Genomic DNA, 23,432 nt, shown 5'->3' with positions numbered 1-23,432 from the left:
GCCCTTGGGTGGCATTGCATCTACCATGACCCGCGACCTCGATATTACTTCTCCCGAATCACCCAACTTGCCGTCGCCGCCCGTGATCACCGGTGACCCAGGCTCTACCGTAGGAATCGTTCTGGGCGTTGTGCGCCGCAAGCTCTGGCTGATGCTGGCCTTGGGGCTGGCCGCTGCCGCCGTATCTGTGGTCAAAAATGCCCAGGTGGTGCCGGTGTACCAGAGCAGCTTTCGCCTACTGGTGGAGCCGGTGCGCGAGCAAAAAAACCTCTCCCGCCTCACCGACGATGCGCCCCAGGGGGGCAACCCGCAGGAGCTCGACTACACCACCCAGATCGAAGTGCTGCTCAGCCCCGAAACTCTGTCTCCCATTCTGGAACAGGCAACCGATCGCTACCCCGAGGTCAGCTACGACTCGGTGATTAACCAGCTAGCCGTAAACCGCCTGGGCGAAACCAAAATTTTGGAGGTGAGATACACCCACACCAACCCCGAACAGGTAAAAGCGCTGCTAGACGTCGTGGCCCAGGGCTACCTGGAATACAGCCTGGAGTCGCAGCGATCGCAGCTGTTGCAGGGTCTGGCCTTTGTCGACGAGCGGCTGCCCCGCATCCAAGAGCGGGTGAATGTTTTGCAGCAGAATATTCAAACCCTGCAACAGAGCTATCAGTTCCTCAAACCCGACGACTTTGCCCTGGGACTGTTCGACCAAACGGCCCAGATCACCCAGACCCGCCGAGAAATACAGGACGAATTTATCGCCCAAGAATCGCAGTACAACGCCCTTCTCGAGCAGGCGGGAGCCTCTGCGGCCCTGCGGCAGTCTGATGCTTACGAAACCCTGCGCCAGGAGTACCAAGTTCTACGCCAGCAGCTAGCGGTAGAGTCGGCCCGATTTGGCCCCAACAGTCCTACCATTCAACTCATTCAGCGCCAGCAGGAAAATCTCGCTCCTCTGCTGTTTGAGGAAGCCGAGCGGGTCGTCCAAGACCAAATTGCCCAGGTGATGACCAGCATGGAGACTCTGGCCGCCCGCGACCAGGAACTGGCGGCTACAGAAGCCGCATTGCAGCAGCAAATTCGCGCCGTGCCCGGCGTGGCCCGCAGCTACCAAGAGCTCCAGCGGGAGCTAGACCTGGCTGCTAACAGCCTGATCCGATTCCAAGAGACCAAAGAGGTCTTGCAGATTCAGGCCTCGCAAAACGAAATTCCCTGGGAATTGATCACCCCTCCTACAGAGGCCCGCCGCAAACCGGGCACCAGCCCCGTCAAGGCCATGGTGACGGGTTTCATCATGGGGGCCATCCTGGGGCTGGCTCTCGGCTATCTGCTCGAAAAACTGGCCAACACCTACTACACCCTCGACGACCTCAAAAAGCGAGTACCCTTGCCGATTCTGGGCGCGATTCCCCTTTACCCAGAGCTTGTAGATGCCGCGCCAGAAGCCCATGTGGTCGATCTGCGATCGCCTCCTCTGGCGACCACCGTAGCGGCCGATGCCGATGCTCTCAAAGCCCAGCTTAAGACCTTAATTAGCCCTAAACTGAACAACTGGCAGAACTACGTTCAAATGGAAAATGGGGGCGGCCCGAACCCAGGATTGGCCGGGAACTCCGACCAGACTCGCCCATCCGCCCCACCCGCGACCACCGCTGCCGCCGATCACTGGCTAATGGAATACGACAGCTACGGGTTTTTAGAAGCCTTTAGATCGCTCCATGCCAACCTGGAAACCTTTGGGCTGCGATCGCTGGTGGTCACCTCAGCCCTGCCTAGCGAAGGCGCGACCACAGTGGCGGTACACCTGGTGCAGGCGGCGGCGGCCATGGGGCGCAAAGTCTTACTGGTCGATGGGCAGTTTCGCCGAGGGGGCACCCGCCTCAGCTCGCTGCTCGGCATCACAGTAGAGCCTGGACTGAGCGACTACATCAACGAACAGGCCACCCTCAACAACATTACCCAGCGGCTTTCCTGGGAATCGAACCTATTTGCCATCAGCTCTGGTACCGAGGCTATGGACCCGACTAGGCTGCTGTCGTCTTCCCGAATGAAAGAGCTGATGACGCGGTTGGAGAAAAACTTTGACCTGGTGGTCTATACAATGCCGCCTCTGATGGGCCTGGCAGATGTGAGCCTGGTGGCGGCTAAGACCGACGGGGTGCTGCTGGTCACGTCGCTGGGTCGCCGCCACATTGTCAACGCCCTCGATCGCACCCTGGAACGAATGCAGGTAGCCCGCGTGCCGATGATAGGGCTCGTAGTCAACCAGGTGAAAAACTACGCCGTAGACTTCTATGCCCGCTCGGCCTAGAAGTCTGCCAAATCAAAGGTGACAGGTTAGAGGGGTTCAGGGTATGCAGTTCACGAAGTTCTGAGCAGAGGCATGATCCCAAATCACAAATGAATACCCCCAACTTGTAGGGGCATAGCATGCTACGCCCCTACAGGGTTCCTAATTGTGGAATCGGAGTTGCCAAAGCAGATTTGATATGAATCAACCATTCAACGTCTCTCGTGCGGGCAAACGCCGTTTGCTCCACCCAAGTTCATACCTCAATTCAACAACGCCCGGTTCACGGTTATGCCTGAAAACCTGAATCCTAAGCTGTTAGAGCTTGTGCGGATGGGCGCTGGGCAATCAATTGCTCAGCGAGGGTTCATCAACCTCTGCCTGGCCTTGCTGTCCCAACCCCAAATACCCGAGCCCTGCTAGCGCTATCAACGTAAAAATCTGGCCCCCGCTGGCCCCGTGCCAAAATTGAAAAGCGGCGGCATTGCTGACCACGGCCGCCATAATGGCCACGCGAATAGCGCTGAGCAGGGCGGCGATCGCTATCGACCACCCCGCTAAGCGCCCTAGAGTGTGGCCCAGGTGCTGGCCCCCAGTCGCCACGGTTAGCAGCACCGACACTTGCAGCAGCAGCCCCAGCAGCGCCGCTCCGGTGCAGGCAAATTCCACATCCACGGTGCCGCCGGGCAGCTGAATCAAGCTGTTCTGCTGCACGACATCAAAGCCCACATAGTGGAGAACAAAGGCGGCGATCGCGGCGGTAGCGGTGCGAATTTGCGCGTCCAAAATTGTTTCCAGCAGCAGCGGCATGGCCCTGGGCGGCACCGATAGCGCCAGCACCAGCGCCCAGCTTTGCCTCCAGGGCAGCCAGCGCCAGCCCTGCACCAGAGTGAACCACCCCGCCCAGGCAAACAGCGGAAACAGCCGCACAAAGGCCGTTTCCGCATCCCCCAACGGCCATGATTTCACGATCAGGCCACCAACTAGGGTGAGACCCAGCAGCAGGGAGGGTCGCGATCGCGGCAATCGATCGGGCCAGTGTTGTTGCCCATGGGCTGCGATCGCGACCCAAAATAACCCGCTAAAGACGAGTTGGTCGAGGCTGCCCGTCACTTGAACTATTAGAACTAAATGCAGTCCTGCCAGCCCTACCCCGACTATTCGCAGAGCGCTGAGTCTTGACCAGGCCAAATTTGGTAGCCGTCGAATTGCCATGGGGGTTACCGAACGCGGTGCTTCATACGCTTGGGCTTACGACCAAGCAGGTGGCCCATGCGTCGCCCAAAGGCCGTCGCCGGGTTTATCGGCTGATCGACCGCAGCGGTCTTGAGAATACCCTTCCCCCGTCTGGCCCAGCGACTGATCAGCCAGGCGTAGAGAAACATCAGGCTGCCTAAAATGCTTTCGGCAATCAGTTTAAGGCTGTTCTTAGTTAGGTTTTGTTTGACATTGGCGCGGGCCTGGTCCGCTTGGTCCGCCGCCCGATCCTTAGCCTGGTTTAGATTATTGAGAATTTGTGCTCTGGCGTCTTCGGGGCTGACGGGCGCGTTGGGCAGTTGCCCCTGCTCGTTGGGGGTCGGCACCAGGCTTTGCAGCTGCTGGGGAGTAGCCTGCTCCAGCTGGGTGCGAGTTGCCTCTATCTGCTGACGCTGCTGGTTTGCCTGGGTGCTAATTTGCTCGTTATTAAATCGGTGAATGCGCAGGGTGTTAGCTGCCGTGAGGGGAACCAGCAAAAACAACGTCACGCTAAAGAGCAGCGTCAGCCAGGAGAGCACTTTGAGAATGGGCCATTCCACCTCCTGGCGATCGATCGCATCCCCCCCAAATACCAAAACCAGAGCCAGCAGCGGCACCGGCACCAGTTTGATCAGATCGCCAGCAAACTGGTACTCCCACACCGGGTCCATAAAGTCTGCCGGAATCAGCACGTAGAGAAAATCTACAAACGACACCACCAGCAGCCCATAGCCCGCCACCCGAGCCAGCCGTAGCAGGTGGCCCAGAGCAATGGGAGGGGTCGCCTCAGCGCTAGGGGCATGGTCAGAGTCATTGCTCGCCGCAGTGGGCCGCCGCAATGGGTCAAGCCTGGAAGCAGAAACCATAGGGACATCCTTTCTGATGAATAGATAAGTTCACCGTAGGTCGGGGCTGTTTGCGTTCCCGTTTGTGTTGCGCGGTGCTGCGCCCAGTCACCGAATTTCTGCGCTGGTTTGACGGTTTAATACCAATCGTCCATGCCGCTGACGCGGCACCCCCAACGATAAAAATCTATTTTTAGAGCAAATCCCGAATGAATACCCCCGATTTGTAGGGGCGTAGCATGCTACGCCCCTACGGGGTTCCTGATGATGAATCGGGGTTTACCAAATCGGATTGCGTATCAGTAAGTCAAACCCAGCGCAACTGCGATCGCAATCATCCTTACCCAACAGTAGAGACAGGTTTGGTTGTTGCCTTCACAAGGTTCTTGCATGCTTGCACCCGGCATCCCTCGAAGTCTTAGAAAACCGCTTCTCGGCCAGCGTCGCCAGCGGTTTTGGCGGCAGCTGTTGGTCAGCAGCCTCTGTCTGCTGTTGCTCTACGGCCCCGTCAACCTGGCGATCGCCCAGCTGCTGTGGCCCCAGCCCGACGGCATTTTAGTGCTGGGGGGGCACCCCCACCGCGAAGCCGTCGCCGCTCGCCTGGCCCTGCTGCATCCTCATCTGCATGTTTGGTCCTCCTCTGGGTTGGGGCCTGAGCTGGCCTACCCGATCTTTCATGCTCTCAGCATTAGCCGCGATCGCATTACCCTCGATTACCAGGCGGTTGATACGGTCACCAACTTCACCACCTTGGTGAAGACCTTTCGGCAGCAGCACGTGCATCACCTCTACCTAGTCACCTCCGACTACCACATGGCCCGCGCCCGGGCGATCGCCACCGTTATCCTCGGCAGCCACCGCATCGCCTTTACTCCCGTCCCGGTTCCCTCCTTCACCCCGCCTGAATCTCCCCTCCGCATCGGCCGAGACATTCTGCGGTCTTTGCTCTGGCTCACTACCGGCTGGAGCGGTGCCAACCTCCGCAATGTTTGAACATCCCCCTAACCCCACCGCGTCCAGGTTTTCCCCTGTTTTTATCTTCCGGGAATTTGCTTCGCTTCTACCTCCCCAAGTTCTTTACTCTTACTCAACATGTCTCTATCCGTTGGCACCATTGAAACCTACGTTCCTAATTCCACCGAGTTTACTCAAACCCAATACAGTGATTTGGGAACCCAAGATCGCGACTCATTAACCCTCTCAGACAGTGACCTCTGGCTGGTGGATAGTACAACTCTCACCGCTCTAAACACAGACAATTCCAGTATTTATGACGTGACCAGCCTCTACAGCGATGGAGAGGGCTACCTTGCCCCCATGTCATCCACCAATATGGAGTCCACCACAGGCAAGATTACCGTCTACAGCAGCGACCCCAGCACCGACAACATTTTGTATACTGGCGACTCTTCCCTCCAAATGAGCGATGGCACTCCCCTACTTGAAGTCCAGGGAGATACCCAAAGTGGCTCTACCCTACTATCAAGCATTGGAGATCTGAGGGCAGGAACAACGGATGGTGAATTTACGCTAACCGGATCAGATCCCATGGCCTTTAGCTCAAACTCCCTAGGTTCACTCTCATTGCCAGCTGGTGACAATACTGCTGAGGGCAATACTGCTATCGAGGTCAACAGTATTTTGGGCAGTAATATTGCGACCTCCACTGACATTACAGACGTCCCCTTTGAAATGCACAGTGCGTTAGGCCTACTAGTGATTGGGGCTATTACTGTCGTACGCCATGGTAATTTGTGGCGTCGCTGTTAACTGATAGCTATGCGTTAGAAATAGGAACTTAGAATCTCGGTCAAGATTCACTATTCAATGCTTTAGGAGTTGGCATAAAAATGTCGATTTGAAATAGGTTCTACTGTAATTATTGGCTGCTTTTGCGATCGCGTCACACTTCCCAACGCAAACCCCAACGCAAACCCGGCGTTATTAATCTCAAGAATAACCAGCTAACTTCTCCGATAGCTAAGGCTTTTTCTATTCTTTTTAGCGGTCTTAATCATGTTTCAGCTCTTACGCCGTCATTTTGGGGCTTCCTCAAATGCCAATGCCGAACATCGCCCCATTCGGTTATCGATTGTTACCCAGTTCTTCCCCCCCGATTTTGCCGCCACCGGGCAGTATATGGATGAACTGGCTACCCATCTGGGGCAGCAGGGCTTTGAGGTGCATGTCTTCACCGGTCAGCCCAGCTATGCCTTTGACGTGGCCGAAGCCCCCGCCGAAGAACAAAAGGGCTCCGTCCACATCACCCGGTCTAATTTTTTGCGCAACCGCTCTCGCCAGATGACGGGGCGCACCCTCAGCAGTCTGGCGTTCTGTTTGCACACCGCCTGGCATTTGCTCAAAGCGCGCCATCGCGGCGATATCACGCTGTTTGTCAGCGAGCCACCCTACGTGCAGGTGGTTGGCTTTCTGCTGAACCTGCTGTTTGGCACTCCCTACGCTGCTTTGGTGTATGACCTGTATCCTGACGTGATCACCGGCCTGGGCATGCTGCCTGCTCACCACCCCATCGTGCGCCTGTGGGATGCCGTGAACCGTCAGGTGTGGCAGCGGGCCGAGGCTGTGATTGTGCCCTGCGAAACCATGAAAGCCCGCATCGTCGCTAAGCACCCGCATTTGGGCGATCGCATCACCGTCATTCACAACTGGTCAGACCCCGACTGGGTCAAACCCCTGGCCAAGGCCAACAACGCCTTTGCCCAAGCGCAGGGGCTGACAGAGACCTTCACCGTGCTCTACTCGGGCAACATGGGCCGCTGCCACGACATGGAAACAATCATTGGGGCTGCTCAAGGTTTGAGGGATGAGCCGGTCCAGTTTCTGTTCGTTGGCGGTGGCCCCAAGCGCGACGCCACCCAGCAGCGGGTGGCCGAACTGGGGCTCACCAACTGTCGATTTTTGCCCTACCAGGACAAGGCCCTGCTGCCCCAGTCGCTGACCGCCTGCGACCTGCACCTGGTCAGCATTGACACCGCGATGGAAGGGCTAGTAGCCCCCAGCAAATTTTACTCGGCGCTGTCGTCGGGCAGACCGGTGGCGATTATCTGTGAACCGCATTCCTACCTGCGGGGGCTGGTGTCGCAGTCTCACTGTGGAGCGGCCTTTAACAATGGCGACAGTCAGGGGTTGGCCAGCTTCATTCGCTATCTCCTAAAAGACCGCGAAGTCACCCAACAGCTGGGGCTATCGGGCCATCGGTTTATTCGCGAGCATTTTACCGCCAAGGCGATTAGCCGTCAGTACTACCGGCTGATCCAGCGGGCGGTGGTGAAAAATGCCGACCTCTACAGTGCGATCGCTCACAGCGAGTTTGAACTCTACTACCAGCCTATTGTGAACCTGGGCAATGGCCGCATCGACACCCTCGAAGCCCTGGTGCGTTGGCACCATCCCCAGCGGGGACTACTGCAACCCGAAGACTTTCTCCCCGCCGCCGAAGCTACGGCCCTAATTATTCCGCTGGGGTGGTGGGTGCTCGATCAGGCTTGCCAGCAGCTGTCCGCCTGGCAGCAGCAGTTTCCCGAGCGCAACTGCCGCGTCAGCATCAATCTCTCGACCCAGCAATTTCTGCACCCCGACCTCTTTACCCAGCTCGATCAGGCCCTGGCTACCCACCAGCTCCGGGGCAAAGACCTGGTGCTAGAGCTTAAAGACGACACCGTAATGGTCGATACGGCGGCTACCACCGGCCTGTTTATGCAGCTCCAAGAGCGAGGCATTCAGATCTGCATCGATGGCATTGGCACCCACTACGCCTCCCTCAGCTTTTTGCACCGCTTTCCGGTCAGCAGCCTCAAAATTGATGCCCGCACCATCAACCGCCTCGATATCGACGCCAAACTGGCGGAATGGCTCAAAAGCCTAATCGTCATGACCCACGACCTGAGCATTGACCTAGTAGCCATGGGCATCGAAACAGCTTTTCAGCATCGGCGCATCCGCGAAATGGGCATGACCTACGGCCAGGGCCATGGCTTTGCCAAACCTGAACCCGCCATCGTAATGACCCGCCTGCTGGCCCACAGCAACCCGTTTTCTTTTCTGCTTGAGCCTCTACCCACATCCTCTGCCATGACTCACGCCGAAGACGCTCCTTTAGTGCTGGTAGTAGACGACGATCGCTCCCTCCGCAGACTGCTGACTCTAGCGGTTTCGCAGGCCGGTTACCGGACTATGGAAGCGGCTAACGGGGGTGAAGCCCTAGCCCTTTACCAACAGCACCATCCCGATTTGGTCTTGCTAGATGCCATGATGCCAGAGGTGAACGGCTTTACCTGCTGTCGACAGCTTCGCACGCTACAGGCTTCCGAGGCCCACAGCCCAGCAGATTCATTTGCCCTCACTGTGCTAACCCAGCAGAGACAGCCCTTACCCATTCTGATGATCACCGCCCTAGACGATGACAACTCGGTGGAACAGGCCTTTGCCGCAGGAGCCACCGACTACCTGACTAAGCCCATTAACTGGTCGATTCTCAAGCAGCGGCTCAGACAAATACTCAGCGTCAATAACGATTAAGCGGCTTCAAAACGTTCACAGTCATAAATATTGCTGCTGTCTATCAAAACAAAAGTACTATTGCGGTAGTTGTAGCTGACCGTATATTCGCCAGAGTCTCGGCCCTTGGCAGATTCGCAGCAACATTGGCTGCATCGGCCGACTATTCAGCTTGAACCAAAATGAGAGCGGGATTGAGGTTGAAATCACCTAAGATCGCTTTGCTGCTTAGTACGCAGTAGTGGCCATGCCTCCGCATTTGGTGGGTGGTAGACAATTCGACCCACCAAATGCGGGCACAGCTGACTCAACGCGTTCTCATGGGTAGCTGCGCCAGGGTTTTGGTGTCCTATGATCAGCCAGTTTAGCGGGAGCAGGAGCTGGCGGGCATCGGCATCGGCAACTGCTAGTGGATTGAACTCTGTGCCGATCGCTCTGACCCAGAAACGGGCGTTGTGTTAATGGCCTCTCTGTCATAGGCGATCGCTACCGTGATTGGCGGCCAATGGGGGAGGGCGATTCTCCTGCGGAAAGGCTTCGCCAACGCTGGGCCGCTTTCCTGACCGATTTGGCGAGCTACTTTGGGCCAGAAGCCCATTCGCTAGATATCTACAATGAGCTGGACTCGCCCAGTAAACCCTGGACTAGCGGAGGACACACCACCTTCATGCCACCGGGGGGTTAAACCACTTATGGCAAAGCCCTGACAGCCCCGATCGGGTGCCTCAATCTCGGCACCGATATCGCTGCATTAGGGTCCCATTGAGGCAGGGTTCACGCCCGTTTTTCACGACCTGTTAGCTCTGGCAGTGAGGACAATCCATAAAATCTAGGGTAATTGCACTGCAACCAGTTTACCCATCATCGCCTAACAGACCAGTGCCAGCGACATCCGGGCAGCGATCGCAGCAGGGCAGCGGCCTAGGTCTGTTTATCTGCCAAGAGTACATTCGCCTGCTGGGGGGACAGCTCCAGTGCCAGAGTCAACCCGGTCTCGGCAGCTGTTTTGAGTTCACAGTCACGGTACCGGGCAATGCCCAGGCACTAGTTGCGATCGCCCCTGCCTCCACCAGTTCACTTAACATCCCGCCAATTCTACCGCTCCAGGCCGAGCACCTGGCAATGATGTCCCAGGAGTGGTGCGACCAGTTACGGCAAGCGGTAACCCTGGGAGATGATGGTGCGGTTTTAGCTTTGCTCCAGATGCTCCCCCCCGAGGGAGCTGAGCTGAGTCATTGGCTGCGACGCTGGGCCACAGATTATCAATTCGACTATTCAGCGGCAGCAGGATGGGTGCACAACGGCCCGAGAGTCTGTCTCTGGCCCTGCCTCCTAAAATTCAATACTCCGGACAGTTTTGATATCCAACGGTAGAATGCGGGACTCAGGCCTTTCCCGTAGCGGTCTAGCTCACGAGAAATCAAGGGTTGCTGTGCATGCCGCCTATGAGTACCTGGTGCGATCGCCTTGATATCCACATCGCCATTCCCCTAGGGCAGCGGCCTCACCGCCGATGACCTGCTGGGTGAGGAGGGAATCGAGCCGTCGCTGGAGGGATTGCTGTATGGCGTAGAAGGAGCTGGTCAACCGCTTGCGGTACAGGGTCATCAAAAAGCCCAGGGCTTTGCGCTGTTCCTTTTGGGCCAGGCGGTAGAAGTGGCGCACGTAGTCGCTCACCTGGCGGTAGAGGTCGGCTTCGCGGGTGGGTTCCAGGGTGATGGCGTTGTCGCACACTTCGCGGCGGGGCACATCTTTTTCCAGCAGGCCGAGGCGGTAGTACTCCCGCAGGGTATCCCGCGTGTGGCGGAACATCATGTCTTTGAGGGGAGTGTTGGTAGCCAGGAATTGCAGGGAGGCGGCGATAAAGGCCTCGTCTTGCAGGTAAGGGCGCTCATTGATGATCTTGATGCGACCTCTCCAGACATCTTCAACTTGACTGGCCAGCATGCGGTCTTGCTGGTGGAGGTGCTGCTGGAGCCGGGGGCAACGGGGGCTGGAGGGGGTGTCGATTTACCTCTCGACGGATGGTTCTGGAGGGGTGCCAACGCAAGCGTTGAAGACGGTGCTGCGGAGTAGGGGGCTGGTGGCGGCGGCGTTTGATGCGGATGTGGCAGGGGAGACCATGGCCTGGCAGGTGGCGCAGCAGGTGCCAGGAATTGAGCGGCTGACGCCGAACCAAGGCAAGGACTGGAATGAGGTGTTGGTCAATCCAGAGGGGGGCGGCAATGGGTGGCAGCAAAGTCGCCCGGAGTTGGGGCAACTCTGGCGATGGCATAGGGCAGCAGTGGCGCTGGGGAGACCAGAAGGGTATTTGAGCCGGATAACCGAGGTAGCGAGGGAAGTGGCGAAAGGACAGTCACTTTCGGAGAAGGCGATCGCAGCTATGCAGCGAGACTTGGAGTGCGTTGCAACGTTGACCTCGAAGAGCAAAATCTTCACTTCATCCAAAATACGTCTGGCGTCTACCGTAGATTTAGACAGGTAACGGCTACAAGCTAGGTTGAGGCTTGACTGCCAGGGTTACTCAACCATCTCGGTCACAGGGGTCTTCACGGGGAACAATATGCCAGGAGGTGATTGTTGCTCCCTCCCCTTGCAACGATGTTGATGTTGCCTGAACCGCAGGATAAGTTAGTACGCTCTGTACTCAAGGTCTAAGGTTGGGAGATCTGGCTCTAACTACCACCGCCAGAGCGATTCGTCACCGTCACTTTCCACTCGAAACAAGGTCACCGGGAAAAGCGCTACAAAGGTGAGTCGAGCATCGTGCCAAGGCAGATGGGGAAGCAGGGCGACTTAGATTCGGCTAATCTGATTCATGGGAAGATTGAGGCTAAGAGTGGGGTTAGGTCCTATCTCGCCTCCTCGCTCCTCAACTTGTCAAATCCTTTCCAAGCCAAGCTCCTCGCTCTCTTTATCCCTGTAACTTAAGAATCTATTTACACGTTATTTAGAATGTTTACATGAAAATCCTACTCATTGAAGACGATGAAAGGATTGCCGAGCTACTTAGACATACCTTAACAGTTCAACATTACCTGGTTGAGGTCGCAGTAGATGGGCAAGAAGGCTGGGATTTGGCAGAAGCGTTTGAATACGATCTGATCTTGCTAGACCTGATGCTGCCTAAGTTAGACGGCATTCACTTCTGCCAGCGACTACGCCATGAGGACGATCGCCGCTCACAGGTATTAAACCACAACACACCTGTCCTTCTCATGACCGCCGAGGATGCTAGCAGTAGTCGAGTTGCGGGGTTAGATGCTGGGGCAGACGACTACATTGTGAAGCCCTTTGATTTGGACGAACTGTTGGCACGGGTGCGGGCGTTGCTACGGCGCAGCAGTGTTGAGCGATCGCCCCTTCTGCAATGGGGACAGGTGCAGCTAGACCCGAGTGCTTGTCAAGCGAGTTATAACGGTCAGCCATTTCATCTCAGTTCTAAGGAATATAGTTTGCTAGAGCTTTTTCTGCGACACCCTCAACGTATTTTTAGTCACGGAATGTTAATCGAGCAGCTTTGGGCGCTAGAAAACACACCGACTGAGAATGCAGTTCGGGCACAAATCAAAGGGTTACGCAAGCGGCTCAAGGAAGTTGGAGTTGAGGACTGGCTTGAAACGGTCTACGGGTTGGGGTATCGATTAAAAGAATTAGGGGGAATGAGGGAAGAAACAGAAGTTGAGAGGCGTGAGGTCGTTTTACCTTATCAATCCTCGCTTTTACAACGTCAGCCTTCACCCATCAACACCTTTTGGGAAGAATATCGACCACAGTACTGTGAGCGTCTTGCGATCATCGAACAAGCGATCGCGGCCTTACAGGCTCATACTCTAACAGAGGAACTTCGACAGCAGGCGCAACGGGAAGCGCATACGTTAAAGGGTTCTTTAGGATTGTTCGATTTAGATGATGCATCTAAGCTATCCCGCCAGATTGAGGAACTTCTGAAGATTGAGCGATTAAATGGCGGACAACAGGCACAACTGGTTGAACTGGCATCAAAGTTGCGTCAAGCAATAGAGCAATCACCGCATGAGACACAATCAAAGCTAGCTGCTGAAGTAACTAGTTCCAAACCCTCATTCCAAAGGTCTGTATTGCCTCAGCGATCGCAATTACTGATTGTGGATGACGATGCTCAACTCCTGAATATTGTGCAAGCGATGTTGCAACCCTGGGGCTTTCAGATTGCCCTACTCAGTAGCGCTCAGCAGTTTTGGGGCATTTTGAAGGAGGTAAAGCCTGATTTGCTGATGTTGGACATTGAAATGGAAGTTAACGGCATCGATTTATGCCAGGAGATTCGCAACGACTCGCAGTGGGATAATTTACCCATTCTAATGATTTCTGCCAATAACAATGACGAAACGATACAACGGGTATTTATGGCGGGAGCAGATGATTATGTCAGCAAACCGATTCGAGCCGCAGAGCTGGTGGCGAGGGTAATTCGTCGATTAGAACATGCAGTGGTACTGAAAAAAATACGGGGTTTGGAGACATAAACCGTCATGGTGAATAAGATGCATCGGGTTAACCCCTATATAATTGCAGTGCTATCAGTCTTTGCAGCGACGGTACTGACGCAGCTACTTTATCCCCTCTTATCATCTGTTGCATTCACTCTGTTTTATGCGGCGATCGCAATTACGACTTGGGTTGGTGGCGCAAAACCAGGATTGTTCACGGTATTTCTCTCCCTCCTGGTCAGCGACTACTTTTTCCGGCATCCAGACCATTCACTTGTAATTACTGAGCCGGATGATCTAGCACGATTGAGTTTGATTGCATCCGTTTCCCTTCTGATCAATTATTTCATTTCAGAATTAAGAGGTGCTCGATATCAGATTAAGCAATTAAGCGATCGCCGCCTGCAAAAAAGTGAAGAACAACTGCGACTTGCATTACAAGCTGCTCATATGGGGATGTGGGATTGGAACATGATAACAGGAGAAATTACCTGGACTCCAGAACATGAGCAATTATTGGGAATGGCTACCGGTACTTTTGATGGCCGTTATGAAACATTTGATGCTCGGTTACACCCAGATGATCGTGAAGGATTAAATCAAACTGTTCAAGCCGCTATTTATGGACACAGTAGCTATAAGCATGAATACCGTATTATTTGGGCAGACGGTAGCACTCATTGGGTAGAGGGCAGAGGGCAAACTTTTTATGACGGAACGGGTAAACCAATCCGTATGACTGGAACGTTAATGGATATTGATGATCGTAAGCGAATGGAGATTGCATTAAAGCAAAGTGAACAGCAGTTTCGCGCTATTTTTGAAGCTGAACCAGAATGCGTCAAGATTGTCACGGCTGATGGCATTTTGCAAACTATGAACCCTGCTGGGCTGGCAATGCTTGAAGCCGATTATCTAGAACAGGTGCAGGGGCATTGTGTTTGTCCTTTGATTGAACCCACTCACCAAAAAGCATTCTTGGAATTTACGCAGGAGGTTGCCCAAGGAAAAACCGCGACTTTTGAATTTGAAATCACTGGACTGCAAGGAACTCGACGCCGGTTGGAGTCTCATGCAGTGCCCTTACAATCTCCCGATGATGCAAATTCTCTGGTTTTATCAGTGACACGAGACATCACCGAACGCAAACGAGCCGAAGAGGCATTGCGTCTGAGTGAGGAACGCTATCGCTCTCTAGTGGAGGCAACAACGGACAGTGTTTGGCTTACTGATGCCCAGGGCAATGTACTTAAAACTGCACCTCTTTGGACTAATTTGACCGGACAACTGCTCGATGAGAACTCTGAATGGGATTATCTCAAGACAATTCATCCAGATGATCGCGATCGCATGGTTCAAGTCTACAGCCATTGTCTTGCCACAGGTGAGCCCTACGAGATTGAGTATCGCGTGCTATCTCAATCGGGTGAATGTTATTGGTTGGCAGCAAAAGCAGTACCCGTGTATGACTACGATGGCAGCATTCGGGAATGGATCGGCACATTTAATAACATTACTGAGCGCCGCACTGCTGAAACTATCCTACTTCAATCTAAGTTAGAACTGGAACAACGAGTCGCCGAACGAACAGCTGAACTTCAGCGGACTAACAATCTCTTGAACAACTTTTTTAGTGCCGCATCTTTAGCCAGGATTGGCTTATGCATTCACGATCAAAACCTGCGATTTGTGCAGATTAACGAAGCGCTTGCCGCCATCAATGGATATTCTGTAGCCGATCACCTGGGCAAGACAACAACAGAGCTACTGCCAGAACTGGCTGCTACTGTTAACCCTCTTCATGAGCAAGTTCTAACGACAGGGCAACCAATTATTGACCTGGAAATTACGACTGAATTACCCAATCAACCTGGAGTAATGCGGTATTGGTTAGCATCTTACTTCCCGATTTCGAGCAGCGGTAGTGATGCTCAAACGGTTGGAGTGGGGGTTATTGTTACTGAAATTAGCGATCGCAAGCGAGCCGAAGCAGTTTTGGTAGAAGCCGATCGGCGGTGGCGCTCCTTATTAGACAATGTGCAACTTGTTGTTGTTGGCTTGAATCAAAACGGCAATATTGAATACGTCAATCCCTTTTTTTTACAGCTAACTGGTTATGCAGAGGAGGAAGTATTAGGGCAACACTGGTTTGATCAGTTTTTGACTCCTGGCCAAAAACCTTCTGTTCAGGTCTGCTTCCAGGAATTACTGGAAAAAGATTTTCATCCCCATTACCAAAACTCGATTGTAACGAAGCTGGGTGAGGAGCGGATAATTGCCTGGAGTAATACTTTACTGCGGAATGCTGAAGGAAAGCCTATTGGCACAATCAGCATCGGCGAAGACATTACTGAGCGCCATAAGCTTGAGCAAATGAAGGCTGAGTTTATCTCAATCGTCAGCCATGAGTTGAGAACGCCGCTAACGTCGATTAATGGTGCTTTGGAATTACTATCAACAGGGTTAATTCAGCCTGAATCAGACCGGGGGCAGGAAACGATTGGCATCGCCGCTGCGGAAGCTGATCGCCTAACTCGTCTAGTCAACGACATTCTCGATTTAGAACGACTGGAGTCAGGCAAAATTCGTCTTGAGCGTCAACCGTGGGATCTAGCTCAATTGATGACTCGCGCTGTAGACTTTATGCAACTGACTGCAAGCCAAATGGATATTACTTTGTTGGTTGAGCCGTTGCCTGTCACTCTGGATATTGATGGCGATCGCATTCTCCAAGTTCTGACCAACCTATTAAGCAACGCAGTTAAATTTTCGCCAAACCACAGCACAGTTTGGCTAACTGCTGAAACTTTGGAAGAGATTACTGTAGAGGCACACGAGGGCGTGATTGTGGGAATTTCCTCAGCACACCTTTCTACCTCTTGTGTTCGCATTACTGTTCGTGACCAGGGAAGAGGTATTCCTGCCAATAATCTGGAAAGTATTTTTGAGCGATTCCAGCAAGTGGATGCCTCTGACTCCCGTAAAAAAGGAGGGACGGGTTTAGGATTAGCTATTTGCCGTAGTATTGTACAACAGCACGATGGAACAATTTGGGCAGAGAGCCTTTTAGAGCAAGGGAGTCGCTTCCACTTCACGCTACCCTTGACAACACAAGCCTAAGAAAGCCATGCCAAAGCGGATTCTGCTGATCGATGACGACGATGGAGCACGAAGAATTATTCAGTTCAGCCTGGAAGCAGCAGCTGGATGGGAGGTGCTTACGGCAGCTTCTGGTGTTAATGGACTAAGTCTCGCCCAGACGGAGCCGCTCGACGCAGTTCTACTCGACGTGATGATGCCTGATCTGGATGGACCTGCTACATTTCAGCGATTGCAGGAAAATCCAGCAACGCGATCAATCCCGGTCATTATGCTAACCGCCAAGGCAAGCCCTACAGAACACCAGCCCTTGCTAGAGCTAGGGATTGCAGGCATTATCACCAAACCGTTCAAAATCCCTGCTCTGATTGCCCAGGTTCGAGCAATCCTAAATTGGCAGGGCTAAGCCAAGTTCGATCGCGCTATCACAAAATTTTCACACTTTCGCTTTAACTTCAAATCATCGGCCAGAAAACTGCAAGGTAGCCATTGGCTCAAGCGGTTAGTTTGGTCGGTGTATTCGTTCACCAGTGTTGCAACAGTTCTGTGTCTCAACCTTCTGCGTCCACAGCAAGCCCTCTAGATCCTGCACAGCCTCAGCAGGTGTTGCTGCCTGGCTGTACCTGTTGCACCCAAACTGATTGTTTCGCTTACCCAACATCCCGCCCTGATGAAGGAGTGCCAGATGTGGCTCGAAGACCCCCAAACTATGATGCATTTCAAAGAGTTGCTGTAGAGGTATTCAAAAACCGAAATCTAAGCGCGATCGGATCACTCAAAAAATTCCTGACTGCCTTACCTAGCCCCAGCTACATCAAAGAAGCCTTACTACAGTCAATCTACCAATTAGCCGAGCAAGAGCCAGAGACTGCTCGATGGGTCTTACGGCACCGTCAGCATCTGGAACCCGAACTCAACTTGATGGATGTGGCACAGCAAATTGCAACTGAACGATTGCAAAGTCAAGGGCTGTTACTCCTTCAAGATTTCAACGTTGCAGCGGATGGAAAACTGGAAGCAAGTGAATCAACCAAGCCAGCATTTCTAGAAACAGTTTCGATAGGCGAACGCCTGTTACTCGAAGAAGTTCTCTTTATACGATAAACAGTTTGTCAAAATCATCTGGGTTAAAAGCTGGTCAATTAACTGACAGATTTATACGTTAAATACCTTATTAACAACCAAGATTAAATCATTCTCTTCATGACCCTTCACCATTTGGATGGATGTCGCAATGCTAATTACCCCATACCAAACTCCTTTCGAAAAGCTCATTCACAGCAATCATTTTGCTTCTGTCTTGGAATACAACTAGCGCTTGAGCGCTCCACCTAAGTAAAAATACTACTCAAACATCTCCCTAACCCTCAAAGTCAGGAACTGACACAGTGACAAACTAAGGACTTGATCAACTAAAAAAAGGCGACATTGTACTTACCGCAACAGCAAGCAGACAAGAAGTATTAAGAATCTTTTTGCGATGTGGGATTAAGACGAAGGTTGCGGCAGATTGGGTTAAGCAGGTCGGGTAACTACGATAAAAACGAGACAAAACAATGTACACTCCAACAATTGAGTGTGAAATAGCAAGACTAGAAGCACTTTATCAATACAAAATTCTTGATACTGATCCTGAAGTTGAGTTTGATAATTTAACCCAGCTTGCTGCCCAAATTTGCCAAACCCCAATCGCCCTGCTTAGCTTGGTTGATAATAACCGCCAATGGTTCAAATCCAAAATAGGACTGACTGCATCAGAAACCCATCGTAGTTTGTCTTTTTGCGCCCATGCCATCTTGCAATCAGAACCATTCATTATTGAAGATGCTGCCTTAGATCAAAGATTTGTAGCGAACCTATTGGTGACGGGTGAACCTCACATTCGATTTTATGCAGGTTTTCCCCTCGTCACACCAGCCGGTTATCGAATTGGAACGCTTTGCGTTATTGACCGCATTCCTCGGCAGATTTCAGCAGAACAGCTTGAAGCACTGCGAGCGCTCAGTCATCAAGCTGTTAACCAATTAGAGCTACGACTCAACAATAAAACTTTACATCAACAAAAGTATTTGCCAGAAGTAGCTATGTCTCAATTAGCCGCGATCATAGCATCGTCCGAAGATGCCATTATTAGCAAAACCCTAGACGGCATTGTTACAAGCTGGAATGCTTCAGCAGAGAGAATTTTTGGCTACTCCGCCCAAGAAATGATTGGGTCTTCAATTTCGCGATTGATTCCAAGCAATCGTCTAGATGAGGAACTCAGAATCCTTGAAAGAATTAGGCAGGGGAAGCACATCGAGCATTTTGAAACGATACGGAGGCGGAAAGATGGAAAGCTGATTGATATTTCTCTTAGCATTTCTCCAATTCGAGACACCAGAGAAACTATCATTGGTGTATCTAAAATTGCCCGTGATATTACTCCTCAAAAGCGGTCAGAAAAAGCGCTCCAGCGATCGCTCAAGGAACTGGCAAACATTAAGTTTTCACTCGATCAATCCTCAATCGTTGCAATTACCGACGCCAAAGGAATTATTACCTACGTCAACGATAAGTTCTGCAAAATTTCACAATATTCCGAAGCAGAGCTGATTGGTCAAAACCATCGCATCATTAACTCTGGCTACCATCCCAAAGCGTTCTTTCAAGAGATGTGGAAGACGATCAGCGACGGGCAAGTTTGGCAAGGTGAAATTCAGAATCAGGCTAAAGACGGGACGTTTTATTGGGTAGATACCACCATCGTTCCATTCTTAGATAGTGCAGATAAACCCTATCAATATGTCGCGATCCGTCATGACATTACAGAGCGTAAGCAAGCAGAAACGGCTTTGCAGCAGTCGCTAAAAGACTTGGCAGACATCAAGTTTTCTCTGGATCAGTCCTCAATCGTCGCAATTACGGATGCTCAAGGAACAATCACCTACGTCAACGACAAGTTTTGTGAGATTTCCCAATACTCTGAAGCTGAGTTGATTGGACAGAACCACCACATCATCAACTCTGGCTACCACCCCAAAGCGTTCTTTCAAAAGATGTGGAAGACGATCGCTCAAGGTCAGGTCTGGCGAGGCGAGATTAAAAATCGGGCTAAGGACGGGACGTTTTATTGGGTAGATACTACCATCGTTCCGTTCCTCAATAATGGGATTAAACCCTATCAATACGTTGCCATTCGTAATGACATTACGGAGCGCAAGCAGCTGGAGGAAATGCTGAGACAGCAATCAGAACGAGAACGTCTGATTGCCGAAATGGCTCAACGCATCCATCGATCGCTTCAGCCTGAGGAAATTCTTAACACTACGGTGTCTGAGGTGCGCCAATTTCTGCAATGCGATCGCGTGCTAATTTATCAGCTAGAGCCGGGTGGTAGTGGTAGTGTCGTCGTTGAATCAGTTGGCTCAGATTGGCGGCCTATAACTGGGACGGTCATTTACGATAGCCACTTTGCCGAAACCTACATTCATCTTTATCAGCAGGGACGAGTTCAGGCGGTTGCCGATATCTATACCGCAAACCTGAGTCCCTGCCATCGAGAGTTGTTAGAAGAATTTCAGGTGCGAGCAAATTTAGCAGTTCCAATTGTCAATGAAGAAAACCTGTGGGGCTTGCTCGTTGCTCAGCAGTGTAGTGGATCTCGGCATTGGCAACTCGATGAAATTGAATTGCTCAAACAACTGGCAACTCAGGCCGCGATCGCCATCAGTCAATCTGAGTTATACCAGCAAGCTCAGACTGAAATTCTTCATCGTCAGCAGACAGAAGCCGTATTGCAACAGCAGGTTGAGCGCGAGCGTTTAATTAGTGAGATAGCTCAGCGCATCCACCAGTCATTGGATCTCCATCAAATCCTCAGCACCACTGTTTCAGAAGTTCGACAGTTTCTGCAAGCCGATCGGGTATTAACTTATCGGGTCAATCCCAATGGCACCGGAACCGTAACAAACGAGGCTGTAGCCCCCGGATGCTTACCGATTCTAGATCAGCCATTACCAGAAGAGATTTTTCCTTTAAGCTGCCATCAACTGTATCAACAGGGACGGGTTCGCGCTATTACCGACATCCAAAAAGATGAAGTATCTACTTGTCTGGTGGAAACGCTGCAACAGCTTGGCGTGAAATCGAAGCTGGTTGTCCCTATTCTGCATAAAGGAGAATTATGGGGACTAATGATTGCTCACCAATGTACACAACCTCGTGAGTGGCAATCCTGGGAGATCGAGTTACTCAAACAACTCTCAACTCATGTTGGTATTGCGATCTCGCAAGCTAATCTTCTCAATCAGACTTTCCAGCAAGTTCAATACGAGGCAACTATTAACCGCATTAGTCGTTTGCTCCATACCCTTGACGATGTGACGACCGTTCGGCAAGCGGCACTCAATGAAATTATTCAAGCTCTAGGAGGAGCTGGCGGTCGCCTGTACATCACCGCAAACTCAACCGGGCAACCCGCTCAACTCTATACCTCAGGCGACCAACCTGCCCTACCTCAGCTAGAGGAAAGTCAGTTGTGGCAACAGGCTATGAAAACGCCTGTTGCTCACCCTACTGATCAGCCAAGCGTAGATTCGCATTTATATTATGTCTACAGCATTCTTGAGCTTTATCAAGACCCTCAGTTACATCCTTTGGCTTCCGCATTTGCAGCAAGCTCTATTCACACAATGCTGATTGTGCCACTTCATTATCAGCAACAATATATTGGGTGTTTGAGCATTTTTCGCCGTCGGCTTGACGCAGCAGCAGGGTGGTGCGATCGGTCTAGTGAAGCTATCTACAGCGTTGGTTCTTACCCATCCCTAGAAACATTAAGGCAGACTCGGAAAATTGTGCACCAAAGCTGGGGCCAGGAGGAAATTAAGCTTGCATTAGCGTTGGCAACTCACCTCTACATGGCAGTTATGCAAAAGCGGGTAGCAGATACCATGCGACATCAAGCCTCTCACGATCGCTTAACCCAATTGCCGAACCGCCTACTATTTGATGAACACCTCACTTCTGCACTAGAACGGGCTTCTCAACAGGGAGACATGCTCGCAGTCATGTTTCTTGATGTAGATCGGTTTAAATCCATCAACGACACCTTAGGACATGCGATCGGCGATCAATTACTGCAGCAGGTAGCAGCACGAATTGCTGGATGCCTTAAGCGAAGCGATACACTCTCTCGGTGGGGTGGCGATGAGTTCACGCTAATCTTTCCCCATCTTCGTTCGACAGAAGACATTACTAAAATTGCTCAAAGAATTCTCAACGTGCTTGAAGTTCCATTTGAGTTTAATCAGCAAGAGCTGCACATTACCGCGAGTATTGGCATTGCCCTTGCGCCCTACGATGGTAAAGATGCTGAAACGCTGCTCAAGAATGCAGATATTGCCATGTACCGGGCTAAGCAAGAAGGAAAAAACTGCTTTCAGCTCTATGCTTCTGATATGAACATCCAGACATTGGATTACCTGGTATTGGTCAATGACCTCTACAAAGCTTTAGACCGAGGTGAGTTCTTGTTACATTACCAACCTCAGGTTAACTTGAAAACAGGACAAATTGTGGCATTAGAGGCACTGGTGCGCTGGCAGCACCCTCAACGCGGGATGGTGCCCCCCGATCAATTTATTGCGATCGCTGAGGAAACCGGGCAGATTAACGCGATCGGCGAGTGGGTACTTCGGACTGCCTGTGCCCAAAACCGAGCCTGGCAGATAGCAGGGTTACCACTAGTGCGCGTGGCAGTCAATCTCTCCGGGCGGCAGTTCCAATCTAACCTAGCTCGATTGATTGATCAGGTTCTATCAGATACGGGGCTTGATCCGCGCTACTTAGAAGTTGAAATCACTGAGACGATCGCCATGCAGAATCTAACACTGACGATTTCTGTACTTCAGGAGTTACAGGAGATGGGTGTTGCTATCTCAATGGATGATTTTGGAACCGGCTATTCATCGCTCGCCACACTCAAGCAGTTTCCACTGCATACACTTAAGATTGACCGAGAGTTTGTTAAAGACCTTACGATCAATTCTAAAGATGCTGCTGTGATTCAAGCAATAGTAGCGTTAGGACATGGAATGGGCTTAGAAGTGGTCGCCGAAGGTGTAGAAACACTAGAGCAGTGGAATGTCTTGCAATCGATCAACTGTGACGTGGTGCAGGGATACTTCTTTAGTAAGCCTGTAGCGCCTAAAGAGGTTGTACAGCTTATCTCTTCTAAATAACAGTCATTTGGCCTCGAATTTCATAGTTTTATTAACAAGCTTTACAGTCAAGTTACAGGGTAAACGCATACTCCGATATTCTCGCAGTAAGACCCGCTTTGGAGTACCTTATTGCGAAAATATCGGCATTTTACAGGCTGCTGATCGTTGAACTCCTGATTCCTTCGTTGGCCCTGAATTAGTATGCGTTTGCCCTGGTCAAGTTACTGATTGAACAAGCTTTTAGCCTTGCTCATGTTAAAAGATATTGCCCAAAAAAAGCAATTAAGCACGCTCACAAAATTTTCACTATTGCCTCCTAAAGTAAGCATAGTCCAACTAGCTATATGTTGCAAAAGCGTTCTGCAGCGAGTAAGGAAGAATTTAGTGAAAAGAATTTTGGTTATTGAAGATGAGCCCGCAATTCGTCTAGGTATGGTTCGATTACTTCTTTTGCATAAATTTAACGTTGTTGAAGCGGCAGACGGAGAGATGGGATTGTTACTAAGTAAAACGATACATCCTGATTTAATTCTGTGTGATATTAACCTGCCAGTAGTTAATGGCTTTGAGATTCTAAGGCAAGTGCGAGGAAATTCCGCAACAACCTTTACTCCTTTTGTTGTTACTACAAGCCAAACCGATCAAAAGATTTATCAACGTAGCTTAGAGCTAGGCGCGAATCACTTTTTCAATAAGCCGATTAGTTTTGACAAATTACTAACAGTAGTGAACCATCACCTGGGTATTTCTAATAGTTAAGGCTACA

General features: G+C 51.6%; 15 protein-coding genes. 12 read left to right on the top strand and 3 right to left on the bottom strand.

Annotated features, from left to right (window positions below; genetic code table 11):
- Positions 1-4 precede the first annotated feature (4 nt).
- Complete coding sequence (locus VB780_RS27890) at positions 5-2,311, top strand: hypothetical protein (RefSeq protein WP_323354458.1); 2,307 nt, start codon at positions 5-7, stop codon at positions 2,309-2,311.
- A gap of 327 nt (positions 2,312-2,638) precedes the next feature.
- On the opposite strand, the gene VB780_RS27885 is transcribed toward VB780_RS27890, so the two are convergent.
- Positions 2,639-3,505, bottom strand: a complete 867-nt coding sequence (locus VB780_RS27885) for an archaeosortase/exosortase family protein (protein WP_323354457.1) — start codon at positions 3,503-3,505, stop codon at positions 2,639-2,641.
- Between the two features lie 5 nt (positions 3,506-3,510).
- Positions 3,511-4,392: an HpsJ family protein gene (locus VB780_RS27880; RefSeq protein ID WP_323354456.1), complete on the bottom strand. Its 882-nt coding sequence runs from the start codon at positions 4,390-4,392 to the stop codon at positions 3,511-3,513.
- Positions 4,393-4,761: 369 nt separating this feature from the next.
- Between VB780_RS27880 and VB780_RS27875 the strand changes: the two genes are divergently transcribed.
- The 4 genes from VB780_RS27875 to VB780_RS27860 all read left to right on the top strand — a co-directional run bounded on the left by VB780_RS27875 (position 4,762) and on the right by VB780_RS27860 (position 10,263).
- The gene (locus VB780_RS27875) at positions 4,762-5,364 is read left to right on the top strand and encodes a YdcF family protein (RefSeq protein WP_323354455.1); all 603 of its coding nucleotides are present in this window, start codon (positions 4,762-4,764) and stop codon (positions 5,362-5,364) included.
- Positions 5,365-5,463: 99 nt separating this feature from the next.
- Complete coding sequence (locus VB780_RS27870; RefSeq protein ID WP_323354454.1) at positions 5,464-6,141, top strand: hypothetical protein; 678 nt, start codon at positions 5,464-5,466, stop codon at positions 6,139-6,141.
- Positions 6,142-6,387: 246 nt separating this feature from the next.
- On the top strand, positions 6,388-8,910 hold the full coding sequence (locus tag VB780_RS27865; RefSeq protein ID WP_323354453.1) for an EAL domain-containing protein: 2,523 nt from the start codon (positions 6,388-6,390) through the stop codon (positions 8,908-8,910).
- Between the two features lie 858 nt (positions 8,911-9,768).
- Positions 9,769-10,263, top strand: a complete 495-nt coding sequence (locus VB780_RS27860; protein WP_323354452.1) for an ATP-binding protein — start codon at positions 9,769-9,771, stop codon at positions 10,261-10,263.
- Between the two features lie 69 nt (positions 10,264-10,332).
- Here the strand turns inward: VB780_RS27860 and VB780_RS27855 are convergent, their stop codons facing one another.
- Positions 10,333-10,836 carry a hypothetical protein gene (locus VB780_RS27855; RefSeq protein ID WP_323354451.1) on the bottom strand — a complete coding sequence of 168 codons (504 nt, stop codon included), beginning with the start codon at positions 10,834-10,836 and terminating at the stop codon, positions 10,333-10,335.
- Here VB780_RS27855 and VB780_RS27850 point away from each other — a divergent pair.
- The 7 genes from VB780_RS27850 (at position 10,835) to VB780_RS27820 (ending at position 23,425) form a co-directional block, all read left to right on the top strand.
- A complete protein-coding gene (locus VB780_RS27850) occupies positions 10,835-11,374 on the top strand; it encodes a toprim domain-containing protein (RefSeq protein WP_323354450.1) in 540 nt (179 codons plus the stop codon). The two genes, VB780_RS27855 and VB780_RS27850, sit on opposite strands and share 2 nt — an antisense overlap.
- Positions 11,375-11,852: 478 nt before the next feature.
- The gene (locus VB780_RS27845) at positions 11,853-13,397 is read left to right on the top strand and encodes a response regulator (protein WP_323354449.1); all 1,545 of its coding nucleotides are present in this window, start codon (positions 11,853-11,855) and stop codon (positions 13,395-13,397) included.
- Between the two features lie 6 nt (positions 13,398-13,403).
- Positions 13,404-16,481, top strand: a complete 3,078-nt coding sequence (locus tag VB780_RS27840; RefSeq protein WP_323354448.1) for a PAS domain S-box protein — start codon at positions 13,404-13,406, stop codon at positions 16,479-16,481.
- Positions 16,482-16,488: 7 nt separating this feature from the next.
- Positions 16,489-16,866 carry a response regulator gene (locus VB780_RS27835; RefSeq protein WP_323354447.1) on the top strand — a complete coding sequence of 126 codons (378 nt, stop codon included), beginning with the start codon at positions 16,489-16,491 and terminating at the stop codon, positions 16,864-16,866.
- Between the two features lie 140 nt (positions 16,867-17,006).
- Complete coding sequence (locus tag VB780_RS27830) at positions 17,007-17,564, top strand: hypothetical protein (RefSeq protein WP_323354446.1); 558 nt, start codon at positions 17,007-17,009, stop codon at positions 17,562-17,564.
- A 452-nt stretch (positions 17,565-18,016) separates the two neighbouring features.
- A complete protein-coding gene (locus VB780_RS27825) occupies positions 18,017-22,684 on the top strand; it encodes an EAL domain-containing protein (protein WP_323354445.1) in 4,668 nt (1,555 codons plus the stop codon).
- A gap of 210 nt (positions 22,685-22,894) precedes the next feature.
- Positions 22,895-23,425, top strand: coding sequence for a response regulator (locus VB780_RS27820; protein ID WP_323354444.1), 531 nt, complete (start codon positions 22,895-22,897; stop codon positions 23,423-23,425).
- Positions 23,426-23,432: the final 7 nt, after the last annotated feature.

The organism is Leptolyngbya sp. CCNP1308, from assembly GCF_034932455.1.
GTDB lineage: Bacteria > Cyanobacteriota > Cyanobacteriia > Phormidesmidales > Phormidesmidaceae > Nodosilinea.
The sequence above is the reverse complement of the archived record's forward strand: the minus strand, read 5'-3'. Positions and strand labels throughout refer to the sequence as shown.